Below are 14,216 nucleotides of genomic sequence, written 5' to 3' on the forward strand. Positions count from 1 at the left end.
GGCTACCGTGCCGTTCTGCATCGGCTGCCCGACCGACACGGAGGGCGCGCGCGAGGTTATCGTTTGCGCTGGCGCGGATCGATGCCGTTCTGTTTGAGTAGCTTGCGCAAGCGGGCGTTATCGCCCCACAGCGTAGCGAACGCGATCACCATCATCAGGGTGGGGAACCATTCTCCGGTTCCGGCGATGATGGCCCAAGCGACGGCGAAACAGATTACCGCCGTACCGATGAGAAGCAGGCGATCAGCAATCCATTTCATCGCGCACCCCGGATCGCCGTATTTGCCTTCAGCCCCAAATAACTATGCGGACCGGGTGCCAGCACTTCGGGATGACGCAGGATTTGCGCCATGACGAACGGGTGAATGTACAGACCGTAGCGCGCACCCCATTGCGCAACGGCGAGCGACATGTTCGCGTTGCGTTTGCCGATGCCGCATGCCAATGTCGAGTCGGTTGCGACCATCAGGCTACCGACTATTGCGCCCAGGTAGGCACTCGCGAGAGTCGACCCGACGACGCCTGCCTTTTCCAGGATCGTGGTTGCGCCAAGCATTTCGCCAACCGTCGCGTCGGGACCGAGGGCCTTTAGGGTGCCCGTCATCGTACTGACACTGGCTACCGACGTTTGCAATGTCGCAAAAAGGTAGTTGGAACAGGCATATGAAGCGCGGCCATATTGGCCTGAAACGCTTGCGAAAAGGTTGGGCAGGTCGGCGACGACATGGAGCGTTCTCGCGATTAAACGCGCAATTTTCGCACACCCGCCGCGCCACTGGACCTGACAACCCTGTTAGGTCGGCGTGCCTCAGCAAGCAGTGTACGAGCGCCAACCGTACTCGGGCCGGCGGCCGACCGAGGCGCGCGTGCCGGTTACGCACTGGGTGCCCCACGACCTACGTCGTCCGGCCCGCACTCAGCTTGCAGCGTTGGGATGCCGGAGGGAGGTAGGGGAGGCGATCGTCGGGCACATGCTTCCGGGCGTCGAAGGGCTGACGTCGAACGCCTCGACGTACCTCCGGCAGTTGAGCCTGTCACCGCTTGCGCCGCCGCCGCCGAAAGAAATTCCAGAACATCGCGGTCGCGTCCGGCCCGGTGGCCGAATGGAACGCTTCGCGCGGATCGCCGCCGCTCCATGCGTGCGCCAGCCGGCGAACGATGCAGACCCGCACGACCACCCGGCCGCCACGCAGATAGTCGGTGTATTCGGCGCCGTCATCCGCGTACGTGTGTTGCTCGCCGACGCGCAACTCGCCGTGTTCGTCGACGAGCCGATTGAGTCGCGCGAATGCCGCGCCGAGCTGCATCGCGTTCTGTTCGGCGACCACCGTATCGAGTCCGCCGTGCATGACGAGCGCGGGCATGCCCGGATACGCACGAACGTCGACGCATGTGTCGACCACCTGTACCGGATCGTCGCGCAGCCCGCGCCGCATCAGGCTCATCGCGGCCATGGTCGACAACGGCGGCGCGATGGCCGGGCCGGAGTGCAGGCCGACGGCCGCGAACAGGGCAGGACACTCGATCGCCAGCCGCGCGGCCAGCCCCGCGCCGGCTGACATCCCGGCCAGATACACACGGTCGCGATCGAACCCGCGCTCCCGCACGACCGCATCGATCAGCGACGCGATCGCCGGCGCTTCCGAATGCGCTGCATCGCCATGCCAGTTCCAGCAGCGATGCGAATGGGCGGTCTTCGCCTGTTCGGGAAACAGTACGGCAAACCCGGCGCGCTCCGCGATGCGGCAAATGCGCGTGCCGGCGGCGAACGACTCGGCGGTCTGCTTGCAGCCGTGGAGCATCACGACGACGGGCATGCCGACGGTCGTCGCCGGCGCGACGGGAAGATACAGCCCGTACGCGAGATGGTTGACGAAGCGGCCGGCAGCCGGGCGGGCGGAATGGAACGAGCGCAGCCACGTGCCGGGCGCCTGGTTCGGCGTTGTCCGTGCGGCGGGAGCCGGGCTCGTGCGGCGCGTCGCCGGTGTGCTTGCCGGGCGCTGGGTCGTTCGCTTGGCCGACGCGGCCGGTTTGGCAGGCTTCTTCCCGGGCCGCGTGCTCGTTGCGGCGGAAAGCAGATCGAAAGGCCGTAGCCAGAGACTGGATTTTTTCCTGGGCATGGACGAATCTCGTGCCGCCGGCTCGCGCCACGGGATGCGGCACAGCCGGCGGTCGGATGGAAGTCGAATGCGGGCAGCGTCCGTGTCGAAACCGCCGATCATGGACGACCCGCCCGTGATCGGCCGGCCGACGACATGCAACGCGACATCTTTACGGCAGCGGCGCGATCCGGAGCCGCCATGCGGCATGCTAGCAGGCGTCGCTCGTAGCGAGTGCGATGGTTCCGTGACGTATCGATGAACGATTCGACCCTGCCGCGGGCCGCGCCGAACCAGTATGCTCGTCTTTTTCCATGCACCTCCAGCGAGCGGCCTCGCGATGAACCTGACTTTCTCCCCCACGACGCAAGCCGACGCAGACACCCTCGTCGCGATTCGTATCGCCGCGATGCGCGACAGCCTCGAGCGGATCGGACGCTTCGATCCGCAGCGCGCGCGTGAGCGGTTTCTCGCGTCGTTCGATCCCGCGTTGTGCCGGTTCGTCGAATGCGACGGCGTGCGTGCGGGCTTCGTGCTGGTGCGGCCGAACGCCGATCACTGGCTGCTCGATCATCTGTACATCGCGCCCGGGCAGCAGGGGAAGGGCCTCGGTGAGGCCGTGCTGCGCGAGATTTTCGTGGAGGCCGACGCGCAGCGGATGCCGGTTCGCGTCGGCGCGTTGCGCGGCAGCGAATCGAACCGTTTCTATCGGCGGCACGGCTTCGTGCAGACCGGTGAAGCGGAATGGGATATCTACTATGTGCGGGAACCGGGAGCGCCCGGCCCATTCGTATCGGCGTAGCGCGGACGCGCGTGCGTCGACCCGACCCGCTCTGCCCGATCAGCGCCGATCCAGCAACGTGTCGCTGAGCACGCTGAACGCCGCGCCCGGCAACGCGTTCAATTGCTCGACGACACTGCTGACCGGATAAAACGACTCCACCGAATCGTCGAGAATCCCGATGCCGATCAGTTCGACGCGCTGTGCGCGCAGCGCATCGACGCGTGCACGCAGGTCGGTGCGCAGGATCGCCGGGTTGCCGTCGCCGGTGGCCGGGTAGCCGTCCGACAGCACCATCAGGATGCGGCGGCGCGCGCGCTTCGACAGCAGCCGTTCGGCGGCCCAGCTCAACGCTTCGCCGTCGGGGTTCTCGTGCCCGCATTCGATGCAGGCGAGCCCGCTCGGGTTGTCCGAATCGAAGCGCTTGTACACGCGCAGGTCGAGCCGTTCGACGAAGCGGTTGTAGCCGAACGTGTCGCGGCCGCCGTCGAGCCAGCGCTGGTAATGCGCGCGCATCGCGGCATCCTCGACGGAGCTGTAGCCGAGCACTTCGCAGGCGAAGCCGAGCTGCATCAGCGCATCGCACAGCGCGGCCGCGCAGCGCGTCGCGAGTTCGATCTTCCGGCCGGCCATCGAGCCGCTGCAGTCGAGCAGCAGGCTCACCGCCGCGTCGCGCCCGGGCGCCGCGCGTGTGACGCGAAACGGCGTGCGATAGCCGGGCGTGGTCGCCACGCGCACGAGCGATGCGCGATCGAGCTGCCCGCGTTCCTGTTCGCGTTTCCAGTGCGTCTGCTCGTCGACTTTCAACGCGCGTTCGAGCCGCATCCGCAGCGGCTCGGTCTGCGCGCGCGCCGCGCCGCGCAGACGATGCCAGCGTGCCGGTTCGCCCTTGCCGGTGAAGTCCGTCACCGTATCGAAGGCCGTGGTCAGCGGAATCGAGAGGAGCGGCCGGTTCTCCTCGGACAGCCGGATCGTGCCGGGCGCCGCGTCGCCTTGCGCCGGTGTGTCGGATGACGACACCGTTTCGGCGATCACGCCGGCTGCGGAGTCGGCGGCGGCGGGCGCGCGTGCGTCGTCCGACGCGCCGGGTTCGTCCGCGTCGAACTCGGCGGCGATCGCGTCGCTGTCGAGCGTGCTGCCCGGATCGGCGGTGAACATCATGGTGTTGGCGCCGGCCGATGCGAGCGCGCGAACGCGTGCCACGATCCGTCGCGCGGCCCCGATGCTGTCGGAAGTCGACGTCGACGCACGTGCTTCGACGATGAGATCGGCGGTTGCCGCGACGGTCGCGTCGAGCGACGGCACGTGCTCGGTGGCGGTCGGCGGCTCGTCCCACAACGCGCGTTCGATGCGCCACAGCAGCTTGTCGCGCCATGCGAGCTTCGGCCATCCGCGCAGCGTGTCGGCGGCGGATACCGCACGCATCCGGATCAGGAATCGCTGTGCGCCGGGATAAAGCGCCACGAGGCGCCCGGCCGCACGCCGGTCGTCGATCGCCTGCGCGATGCGTTGCACGACGGGCGACGTCAGCGCGGCCACGGACGCGATCGCGCTGAAGCGCGTGCGGGCCGCGTGGAGATCGACGAAGCCGGTGATCGCGTCGTCGTCGATGGCGCCGTCGAGCAGCGTGTCGGGCAGCACGAGCCGGTCGCGCTGCAGCAGCGGCCCGTGGCTTGCAAAGCGCACGTCGATCCCGTGCCGTTGCGACAGCGTGCGCGCGAGCCGCGTCAGGTGAACCGAGCGCGCGTCGTCGTCCCGGTCCATCGCGTCACGCCTCGAAATCGATGTGGTGGCGGACGATGCTGCGAATCAACGCCGCGTCTTCCGGGCCGACCTTCGCATAGATCGTCGGCCCCGCGGCCGATTCCGGATCGCCGGTGCGCAGCATCAGTTCGGCCCAGTCGAGCAGCCGGCGGGTCGAGAACGCGCTGGCGAGATCCTCGCGGACGAACGCCGCGCGACAATCGGCGGCGATCGCCGCCAGCGTCGCGGCCATCGCGGCGGACATGCGTGGGCCGAACGTCTGCTGCAGCACCTGCGCCTCGTCGCGCGGCGGCAGGTAATCGATGTGGTACACGCGCCAGCGATCGAGAAACGCCTCGTTCATCAAGTTCGCGCCCTGGTACAGATGCCGGAACTGCCCCATCGCGCCGACCGCGTTCGCGGTCGCGAACAGCCGGAACGACGGATGCGGGACGACGATCTCGTTGCCTTTCTCCTTCAGCAGCAGGCGGCCGCCCGGTTCGAGCACGGCGGTCAGCACCGCGAGGATCGCCGGCTCCGCGAAGTCGATCTCGTCGACGATCAGCCACAGCCCTTCGCGCATCGCGGCCGGCAGCACGCCGTCGACCCAGATCGTTTCGCCGCCCTTGACCGTCCAGAAGCCGACGAAGTCGCCCACCGTGGTCTGGCCGTTCATGTTCGAGCGCAACACGCCGTGACCGGCCTGCGCGGCGGCCTGTTCGATCAGGCTCGTCTTGCCGGTGCCCGTATGACCGATCAGCAGGATGCGGCGATTCTCGACGACGTCTTCGAGCACGCCGGATGCGCGGGCGGTGAACAGGTAAGCGGGATTGCGCGGCGGAACGAGCGGGCCGCCGGGGCCGCGCGGCATCGGCACGCCGCCGACCGGCACGGTGTTTGCCGCGTGCCGCGACGCGGCCGGCCGGGCAGCACGCGCGCGGCGCAGGTCGTGCATGAAGCCTTCGCGAAGGGCCGGGGTAACGCGGTCGCCGTCGTTTTCGTCGCGACGGACGAAACCTTCGTGGTGCCACTTGCGCAGCTTCGCGTCGAGGTTGTCCGCATCGACGACCGTATCGACCGACGTGCTGCCGTCGGGCCGGTGATGCTGGATGCGGAACATGTGCGCGCGCTCGGAGCGGCTGACGACCCATTGTCCGGCGGACGGATCCGCCGGTTGCCGATAGACGCCGAGGACCGACGGGGCGGAAGGTGCGTTGTCAGCGGTTGCGTTCATGGTCGAGAGCAAAAAGGGGCGGCGGAATCGGCGGTCGCGGGCGTCAGCGTTCGGCAGACGGCGCCGGCTGCGCTGGATACCGACCGCGCGGGCCGTGCCGGCCGGATGCCACGAAATGCGCGAGCGGCGAACCGGAGCGTCCCGTCCCCGGGGCATTCTCCGTACTGTATCGCATCGGATCGATGTCGGGTCCGGCCGGGGGCGACGCTCGGGAATGGCGGCTCGGGTGGTCCAGCAGGGCGCGATCGACGCCGATCGCGGCGAATGCCGTTCCCGGGGCGGTGGCTGGAAGGTGACATACGGCGCGAGGTTCGCCCGAATTACCTCGATCGTTGCGATGAAACGGATGACTTTCGAGTTCGGTCAGATCAACGGCGCCGCCCGGCCTCGGGCATTCGCGTCATCATTGCGCCACCACGCGGCCAGCACGATGCAAACGGCAACCAGCGCGACCCTGGATACCGCCGTAGTCCACTGCCCGCGCGGGCGGCCCCCTGCTGCCAATCCTGAATCGCGGAGCATCCGTGCACCCGGGGCCGACCCGATCGCGGGCCGGGACATCTACCGCCCCGCGCCGGCAGGATGCGTTTCATTCGCCGGACGAGCCCGGCCGGGTTCGCACATCACTGAAAGTGATGCACGTAGCGCAGCACCATCCGCGTGCCCTGCGGCCGGTTGCGCGCATAGACCTCGAAATACGCGTTGAACAGCAGGTGATCCTGCGGCGAGAAGCTGACCATCGCGCCGGGCCCGATCGCGAGCACGGCTTCCCGCGTGCCCGATACGTCCTGCCCGTTCGCCTTCATGTCGGTGGTCTGGCGCAGCCAGTAGCCGTTGAGCCCCAGCCGCAGGCCGGGCCGCACCTCGTACTCGGTCGCGAAGTTCGCATGCACGGCCTGGCCGGCCTGCGTCGAGCTCACGTCGGACCCGAGCGCGCTCGCCGGTTCATGGTTGGTCGCATTCCACAGATAGTGCAGCCGCCATGACACGGTCCACTTCGGCGTGACCCAGAACGTCGCGGCCCAGTACGGATCGAACGACCAGAAATGACTGCCCGGATTGATCGCGCGGGCCGGATCGTAGGCGCCGGTCGGCGCGATGAACTGGAACTCCACGCGCTGCGCAAAGCGCGGCCCCTGCGAGCCCATGACCGGATCGAACTGGATGAACGGGCCGACGAGCAGGTCGCCGAACCCGGCGCGCGAATTCAGCGCGACGTTGCCGATCCCGTCGTTGGTATGCACGGACGCCACCCACGGCAGGATCACGTCGAGCCCCGGATGCATGCCGCGGAACGTCAGCGGCGACTGGTAGACGAGCTGGCTCAGCCCGGCGAACAGATCGATGTCCTGCTTCGGCAGCCCGGCCTTGTTGCCCGCGTTGTCGTTGACGCGGCCGGCCGTGTAGTACTCGAAGTACTGCGTGCCGTACCAGCCGGAGCCGGCCGGCGGCATCCCGTCGAGAAAACTCGTCATCCCCAGGTTGACCGACGGCAGGTCGGTCGCATGGGCCGGTGCCTGGCCGGCGATGCCGGCGAACACGAGGCCCGCGATCGCGAGCAGGCGAGAGCTGCATTTCTTCATCACCACCTCCTGGCTATTTATTTGTATAACTAATCAAAACGCGCGTTAAAGATCGGGATGATCCGAGATCGCCCGATACTGGCCCGCATGGAAGACGAGCGGCGGCTTGCGGAACACGTCGAGCTGCTCGATTCGGCCGATGAACAGCAGGTGATCGCCGCCTTCGTAATGGCCGACGTGACGGCACACGAAACGCGCGCTCGCGCCGTCGAGGCACGGCACGCCGCCCGAATCCGCGTCCACGTGCGGCACGCCGTCGAACTTGTCGGCGCTCGGGGTCGCGAAGCGGCGCGACAGCGCGATCTGGTCGTGCGCGAGAACGTTGATCGCGAAGTGCGTGGCCGCCACGAAATCCGGGCGGCTCGGCGCGAGCTTGCGCAGGCTCCACAGCACGAGCGGCGGGTCGAGCGACAGCGACGAGAACGAGTTGGCGGTGAGGCCGACCTTGCGTCCGTCGGCGGCGCGCGTGGTGATCACGGTGACACCGGTCGGAAACTGCCCGAAGGCGGCCCGCAATTGCATCGGGTCGATGGCGGGATGGCCGGAAGCGGTCGTCATCATCGCGCCTGCTCCGCACGTGCGGCGTGCTCGCGGATCAGCGCGGCGCAGGCCGATGGATCGAACCACCACGGCGAGAACCGGCGCGGATCGTCGAAGCCGTCGACGATCGTCCGGGCGAGCGACGGCAACTGGCCGGCCGCGCCGAGCAGTTCGAGCACGTGCGGCGGCGGCGGGGTCAGCAGCGAGTTGGTCCAGCGCACGACGTGCTGCGCATAGGCCCAGTAACGTTCGAACGTCTCGTGCATCCAGCCTTCGTCGAACGGCGCCGCCTCGCGCGCGAGGATCGCGTCGCCATACACCTTCGCGCACTTGGCCGCATTGTTCGAACCCTGGCCGGTGATCGGATCGTTGACGACCACCGCATCGGCCATGCCGAACACGGTGCGGCCCGACGGCAGGCGGAAGAACGGCTTGCGCACCGTCGGCGTGAAGCGCCCGGACAGCGTGCCGTTCGGGTCGGTGAGCTCGACGTCGCGGCAGCGCTCGAATTCCCACGGCACGTACTGCTGCAGGAACGACAGGCTCCGGTCGAGATGCTGCTCCGGCGTCTTCACGTCGGCCCAGCAGTCGAGCGGGCCGCCGGGGATGCCTTCGAACACCATGATCTCGCACGGGCCGGTCGTGGTCAGCGCGGGGAACACGAAGTATTCGCCGATGCCCGGCAGCAGGTTGAAGCGCACGCGCGAATACGGCTGGCTCGGCGTCATGCCCTTCACGTAGGTGAGGGCCAGCGCGCGCTGCGGGCGCTCGAACGCGCTGCGCGCGTCGTCGCGGCCGAGCAGGTTGACGATCTCGCCCTTGCCGGCGGCGAGCAGTACGAGATCGTGGCTGCGCGCCAACTCCTCGAGCTCGGGCACGCCGACGTCGCAGATGCGCACGTCCGCGCCGCGCCGCCCGATCGCGTCGAGCCAGTCGGCCATCTTCACGCGCTGGTCGACGGACTGTGCGTAGCGGGTCAGGCGCGACGACCAGTCGATCGCCTTGCGGCCGTTGCCGTCCGGATGCGGCACCGCGATGCCGATGCCGTTGACGGACGGGCACGCCTCTTCCCATTCGTTCAGGCCGAGGTCGCGCTCGATCTGCAACGCGGTATGGAACATGCACTGGCTCGACATGACCTTGCCGGCGCGGATCTGCTCCGCGTCGCGGTTGGTCGCGAGCGTGACGTGATAACCCTGGTCGAGCAGCGTGAAGGCGAGTTGCAGGCCGGACTGGCCTGCACCGACGATGGCGATGCGTTTCATGATGAAAATCCTTGGTAGAACGAATTACATGGGGCGGAACGTGAACCGCGAGATGGGGCTGGCGGCTATTCCGCCAGGCGCGGAATAGCCGGTACGGCCTGTTCGGGGCCCATCGCGGAGTAACCGCCATCCACCGCATAGTCGGCGCCGGTCACGAAGCTCGCCGCGTCGCTGCACAGGAACGTGACGACCTGCGCGACTTCCGACGGGTCGCCGACGCGCCCGAGCAGGTGAAACGGCGCGGCCACGCGATCGGTTTTCGCGCGGTCGCCGTGCGTCATCTCGTCCATCACGCGCGACCACGTCCACCCCGGCGACACCGAATTCACGCGAATCCGGTCGGCGGCCAGATCCATCGCCATGCTGCGGGTGAGCTGGCGCATCGCGGCCTTCGACGTCGGGTACAGCCAGCGGCCGGTTTGCGCGCATTGCGCGGAGATCGAGCTGAAATTCACGATCGCGCCGCCGCCGCGGCGCGTCAGGTACGGATGCACGGCTTTCGCCATCATCGCCGCCGAGACGACGTTGACGTCCATCGCGGCGAGCCAGTCGTTGCGCGTGGCCTGGATGCCGTTGTCGACGTAGCTGCATGCGAGGTTGATCAGCAGGTCGACCGCGCCGAAGCGCTCGGCGACGGCCGATACCGCGTGTTCGATCGCACGGTCGTCGGTGATGTCGGTCGCGACGAACATCCCGCGCTCGCCGAGGGAAGCGGCGACGCGCGCGCCGTTCTGCGCATCGAGATCGAGGATCGCGACGCACGCGCCGGCGCGGCTCAGGTCCTGCGCGACGGCGGCGCCGATCAGCGTGGCGCCGCCGGTGACGATGGCGACTTTGCCAGCAAGGGTTGTCATGGAGTGTCTCCTGATGCTTGTGTGTCGTCGGTTGAGGGCGGTGCGCGTTCAGCCTGCGTCGGGCGATTGCGCGCTGTCGCGCCAGCGGCCCATCAGCCCGTTCGACGGCACGGTTTCGTCGAGCAGCTTGCGCGCCGTTTCGACGCCGGCGACGGGCAGGCCGGCCGTGTCGAGCAGGCCGATCTGCACGAGCACGCTCGCCTGATCCCAGTAGATGTGTTCGTGATAGAGCTTGTCGCCGCGAAACTTGACGATCGCGACGAGCGGGATCTCGACGCGCTTGCCGGTCGGCGCGACGCCGGGCAGCATCCAGTCGATCTCGGTCGTGTGCGTGAAGCAGAACAGCAGTTCGTCGACGATCTGGCTCGCGCCGACCGTGCGCGAGATCGGCGTGATCGTCGTGTCGGGCGGATTCGCATGCACGAAGTGATGCGTGTAGAAGCGCTTGAGTTCGTCGTAGCCGACGCCGCCCGTCAGCGTCGGGATGTGGTTCACGTAAGGTTGCGCGACCATCGTGGCCATCGTCGCGTCGACGTTGCGCGTGTCGAATTCGTGCCGCAGGTGTTCTTCCCACAGTGCGGACAGATCGTAATGCGGGCCGAGCGCCGCGCGGAATGCGGCAATCGCGCGCTGGTGCGCCATCACCGAAGCCGCCTTGTCGAAATGATAGCCGCCGATGCGCGCGAATGCGTGGTCGACGCCCGGGTAGACATACACTTCGACGCCGTCGCGGCCGGACAGCGCGGCGACGATGCGCTGCTGCGCGTCGGGCGGGCAGAAGCGGTCCTGCGCGGCGATCTGCAGCACGAGCCGCCCGCGCAGGTGCGACGCTTCGTCGAGCGCGTGCTCGATCCCGACGCCGTAATAGCTGACCGCGGCGGCCACGCCCGGCAGCCGGCACGCGGCCAGGTACGCGAGCTTGCCGCCGAGGCAGTAGCCGAGCACGCCGGCCTGGCCGGTGCATTCGGGGCGCTGCGTGAGCACGGCGAGCGCCGCGCCGATGTCCTCGACCCCGCTGTTTTCGTCGTACTCGCGGTACAGCGCCATCGCGCGCTCGAAGTCGGCGGCGGAGTCGCCCAGCTCGATGCCGGGGGACTGGCGCCAGAACAGGTCGGGCACGAGCACCGTGTAGCCTTCTTCCGCGTAATAGTCGGCCACGTCCCGCATCGTCGCGTTCGCGCCGAAGATCTCGTGGCACAGCACGATGCCGGGCCCCTTGCCGGCGGCCGGCACGCTCAGGTAGGCGCGAAACGTGCCGCCGTCCGGCGACATGATCTCGATGTGATGTCCTTTCATGTGTCCCTCCATTCTGTTCGTGGCTTGCATGGCCCCAGTATTGGCGGACGAAACGCGCGCTTCTATCCGCTTTCTTCGGCCGGTATCCGCGAATTCCGGAAACCTGCGGTTCGGCCTGCCGCGCCGGGGCCGGAACGCGGCGCACTGCGGGTATGTGCGGATGCGGAAGTCCCGTACAGTTTTCTACGATGCGCGAACGGTCCGCTTCTTGCATGAGGTACGCAGGGCTTGCGTAGTGTAACGAGGCGGACTGTCCGGATACTCCGGGCGCTATCCGGATCGTGCGGGCGCATTCCCGGGAATCGGGAATGCGCGCACAGCGCAAGTGCGATCGAGCACGACGGGAGAACATCGATGGGGCAATTTTCCGGAACGGGCTGGCTGGGTGACGCCGCCTGTTTCAATCGCGACACGCTGCTGCTGCAGTCGAACGATCTCGACGAGGTGCGCGCGCGCGTGGCGGATGTGTTCAAGCCGCATCGACTCACGCTGACCGGCGATTCGCGCGCGCTGCACAGCCGCATGCACCATGCGCGCTGGGGCAATCTGTCATTGAATCTGCTCGACTACGGCGGCGAGGTATCGATCGAACCGGGGCCGCTCGAGCATTTCTATCTGTTGCAGATGCCGCTGCGCGGCGATGCGGAGATCGAGTGCGGCGCCACGCGCTTCGTGTCGTCGCCCGACACCGCGTCGCTGCTGTCGCCGACGTTGTCGCTGCGGATGCGGTGGGGCGAGGCGTGCCCGCAAGCGATCCTGCGCATCGAGCGCGAGGTGATGGAGCGGCATGCACAGCGGCATTTCGGCGACGACCGGCGCGTGCCGGTCGAGTTCGAGCCGGCATTCGGCTTGTCTTCGCCGCAGGGTGCGTGCCTCGCGCAAATGCTGCCGATGCTGGCCGACGCGATCGCAACCGACGGGCATCCGCTGCGTCATCCGCTCGCGTTCGAGCAGCTCGAATCGACGCTGCTGAACCTGTTGCTGTACGGCCATCCGAATACCGCGCGCAACGGCATGCGCCCCGCGCCGGCGCCGCTCGCGCCGTTCTATGTGCGGCGCGTCGAGGAGTACGTCCGTGCGCATCTCGACGAACCGCTGACGATCGAACGGCTCGCCGAACTCGCCGGCGTCAGCCCGAGCACGCTGTTCGCGAGGTTCCGCAACCGTCACGGCATCACGCCGATGGCGTTCGTGCGCCAGTTGCGGCTGCAACGTGTGCGCGACGAACTGCGCGACGACGCGACACCGGGGCTCGCGTCGGTGACGGACGTCGCACTGAAATGGGGGTTCGCGCACCTCGGGCGGTTCGCGATCGAATACAAGCGCGCGTTCGGGGAATCGCCGTCGGCGACGCTGAGAATGCGGCGCGTGCGCAACTGACGGCGGCAACGTCGACGCAGGCTCATGGCTGAAAGTGTGGCACACGCGTGAAGCGCGAGCTTGACGCAGATCACGAACGCGGACGATGCCACCTCTGCGCGTAGGGGCACGCCCCATCGCACGCGTCACGGCGCTAGGATGAATGACGTCATCCCCAGTCGCCGGAGACGCACATGAAAATCAGCGAACCGATGCGGGCACCCTCGACGCCCGATACGCTGCCGTTGCTGCAGCTCGGCCTGCGGCCGTTCTACCTGACCGGAGCCTTGTTCGCGAGCATCGCGATGGCCCTATGGCTCGCGGCCTGGCACGGGATGCCCGTCGCCGGCCGCACGGGTGCGATGACGGGCCTGATGTGGCACGTGCACGAGATGATCTTCGGCTTCGTCGCGGCGATCGTCGTCGGCTTCCTGCTGACCGCCGTGCGCGCCTGGACCTCGCGCGAGACGCTGCGCGGCCCCGCGCTCGCGGCGCTGTGGCTGGGGTGGCTGGCCGGGCGCGTGCTCGTCTGGTCGGGGCCGCCGATGCTCGCGGCCGTCGTCGATTCGCTGTTCCTGCCGGTGACGGCGCTCGTGCTGCTGCGCGTGCTGATTGCCGCGCAGAACCGGCGCAACGTGTTCCTGCCGATCGCACTGCTGGCGTTCGGCGCGCTCAACGCGCTGTTCCATGCGTGCGTGATGACGGGGCGCCCGGATCTCGCGCTGCGCGCGGCCTATGCGGCGACGGGGCTGGTCGTGTTCTTCGTCGCGGTGATCACCGGCCGCATCGTGCCGATGTTCACGATGAATGCGATCCCCGGTTTCAAAATTCGCCGCTTCAGGATCGTGGATGCGCTCGCCGCGCCCGCGGTCGCATTCACGCTGTTCGCGGACGCGCTCGGCGCGCCGGGCACGCTGTTGATCGCCGCCGCGCTCGTCACCGCGCTGCTGCATGCATGGCGCCTTGCCGGATGGCATTCGTGGCGCGTCGGCAACCGGCCGATCGTGTGGATCCTGCACGTGTCCTGCCTGTGGATGCCGGTCGGGTTCGTGCTGCTCGCACTGTCGTTCGCGGGCGTGCTCGCGCATTCGCTGGCCGTGCACGCGCTGACCGTCGGTGCGATCGGCGGCGCGATCGTCGCGATGATCACCCGCACGGCGCTCGGCCACACCGGGCGCATGCTCGTCGCGGGCCCGTGGGAGCAGCTGTGCTACTGGCTGGTGATCGGCGCGGGCGTCATCCGCGTGTTCGGGCCGCTCGTCCCGGGGGTGCCGTATGGCGTCTGGCTCGATGCGTCGGGGGCATGCTGGATCGTCGCGTTTCTCGCGTACACGGTGCACTACGCGCCGTTCCTGCTGGCGCCGCGCGCCGATGGTCGCCGGGATTGACGACGGAGCGTCGCCGGTCAGGCAGAGGCGGGGAGAGCGGGTGCGGAGGACGTCGTGCGCCGGACGGCACGACG

The 14,216-nt window shown here is 68.2% G+C and carries 13 protein-coding genes; 3 read left to right on the forward strand and 10 right to left on the reverse strand.

Annotated elements, in window-relative coordinates; genetic code table 11:
- Positions 1–56 precede the first annotated feature (56 nt).
- From BME24068_RS07540 to BME24068_RS07550, 3 genes are all read right to left on the reverse strand, one after another.
- The gene (locus BME24068_RS07540) at positions 57–260 is read right to left on the reverse strand and encodes a hypothetical protein (protein ID WP_096504692.1); all 204 of its coding nucleotides are present in this window, start codon (positions 258–260) and stop codon (positions 57–59) included.
- Complete coding sequence (locus BME24068_RS07545) at positions 257–604, reverse strand: hypothetical protein (protein ID WP_239007699.1); 348 nt, start codon at positions 602–604, stop codon at positions 257–259. Before BME24068_RS07545 ends, BME24068_RS07540 begins: the two co-directional genes overlap by 4 nt.
- Before the next feature lie 430 nt (positions 605–1,034).
- A complete protein-coding gene (locus BME24068_RS07550; RefSeq protein ID WP_174925775.1) occupies positions 1,035–2,120 on the reverse strand; it encodes an extracellular catalytic domain type 1 short-chain-length polyhydroxyalkanoate depolymerase in 1,086 nt (361 codons plus the stop codon).
- Positions 2,121–2,439: 319 nt separating this feature from the next.
- Here BME24068_RS07550 and BME24068_RS07555 point away from each other — a divergent pair, with 319 nt between their 5' ends.
- Positions 2,440–2,901, forward strand: coding sequence for a GNAT family N-acetyltransferase (locus tag BME24068_RS07555; protein ID WP_174925640.1), 462 nt, complete (start codon positions 2,440–2,442; stop codon positions 2,899–2,901).
- Between the two features lie 39 nt (positions 2,902–2,940).
- Here the strand turns inward: BME24068_RS07555 and BME24068_RS35490 are convergent, their stop codons facing one another.
- The 7 genes from BME24068_RS35490 to BME24068_RS07590 form a co-directional block, all read right to left on the reverse strand.
- Positions 2,941–3,618, reverse strand: a complete 678-nt coding sequence (locus tag BME24068_RS35490; protein WP_420887524.1) for a cobaltochelatase CobT-related protein — start codon at positions 3,616–3,618, stop codon at positions 2,941–2,943.
- 1,030 nt (positions 3,619–4,648) lie between these two features.
- Positions 4,649–5,857, reverse strand: coding sequence for an AAA family ATPase (locus tag BME24068_RS07565; RefSeq protein ID WP_174925642.1), 1,209 nt, complete (start codon positions 5,855–5,857; stop codon positions 4,649–4,651).
- Positions 5,858–6,480: 623 nt separating this feature from the next.
- On the reverse strand, positions 6,481–7,440 hold the full coding sequence (locus BME24068_RS07570) for a SphA family protein (RefSeq protein WP_174925643.1): 960 nt from the start codon (positions 7,438–7,440) through the stop codon (positions 6,481–6,483).
- A 45-nt stretch (positions 7,441–7,485) separates the two neighbouring features.
- Positions 7,486–8,001, reverse strand: a complete 516-nt coding sequence (locus BME24068_RS07575; protein WP_174925644.1) for a flavin reductase family protein — start codon at positions 7,999–8,001, stop codon at positions 7,486–7,488.
- The gene (locus BME24068_RS07580; RefSeq protein ID WP_174925645.1) at positions 7,998–9,245 is read right to left on the reverse strand and encodes a styrene monooxygenase/indole monooxygenase family protein; all 1,248 of its coding nucleotides are present in this window, start codon (positions 9,243–9,245) and stop codon (positions 7,998–8,000) included. The genes BME24068_RS07575 and BME24068_RS07580 overlap by 4 nt, the downstream gene beginning before the upstream one ends.
- 65 nt (positions 9,246–9,310) lie before the next feature.
- On the reverse strand, positions 9,311–10,099 hold the full coding sequence (locus tag BME24068_RS07585; protein WP_174925646.1) for an SDR family oxidoreductase: 789 nt from the start codon (positions 10,097–10,099) through the stop codon (positions 9,311–9,313).
- Positions 10,100–10,147: 48 nt separating this feature from the next.
- Positions 10,148–11,395 (reverse strand): dienelactone hydrolase family protein, encoded by a 1,248-nt coding sequence (locus BME24068_RS07590; RefSeq protein WP_174925647.1) that lies wholly within the window; start codon positions 11,393–11,395, stop codon positions 10,148–10,150.
- A gap of 354 nt (positions 11,396–11,749) precedes the next feature.
- Here BME24068_RS07590 and BME24068_RS07595 point away from each other — a divergent pair, with 354 nt between their 5' ends.
- Positions 11,750–12,775 carry an AraC family transcriptional regulator gene (locus BME24068_RS07595; RefSeq protein ID WP_174925648.1) on the forward strand — a complete coding sequence of 342 codons (1,026 nt, stop codon included), beginning with the start codon at positions 11,750–11,752 and terminating at the stop codon, positions 12,773–12,775.
- 173 nt (positions 12,776–12,948) lie between these two features.
- Positions 12,949–14,142, forward strand: a complete 1,194-nt coding sequence (locus tag BME24068_RS07600) for an NnrS family protein (RefSeq protein ID WP_096504650.1) — start codon at positions 12,949–12,951, stop codon at positions 14,140–14,142.
- Positions 14,143–14,216 lie beyond the last annotated feature (74 nt).

This window comes from Burkholderia anthina, assembly GCF_902498995.1.
In the GTDB taxonomy this organism is placed as follows: domain Bacteria; phylum Pseudomonadota; class Gammaproteobacteria; order Burkholderiales; family Burkholderiaceae; genus Burkholderia; species Burkholderia anthina.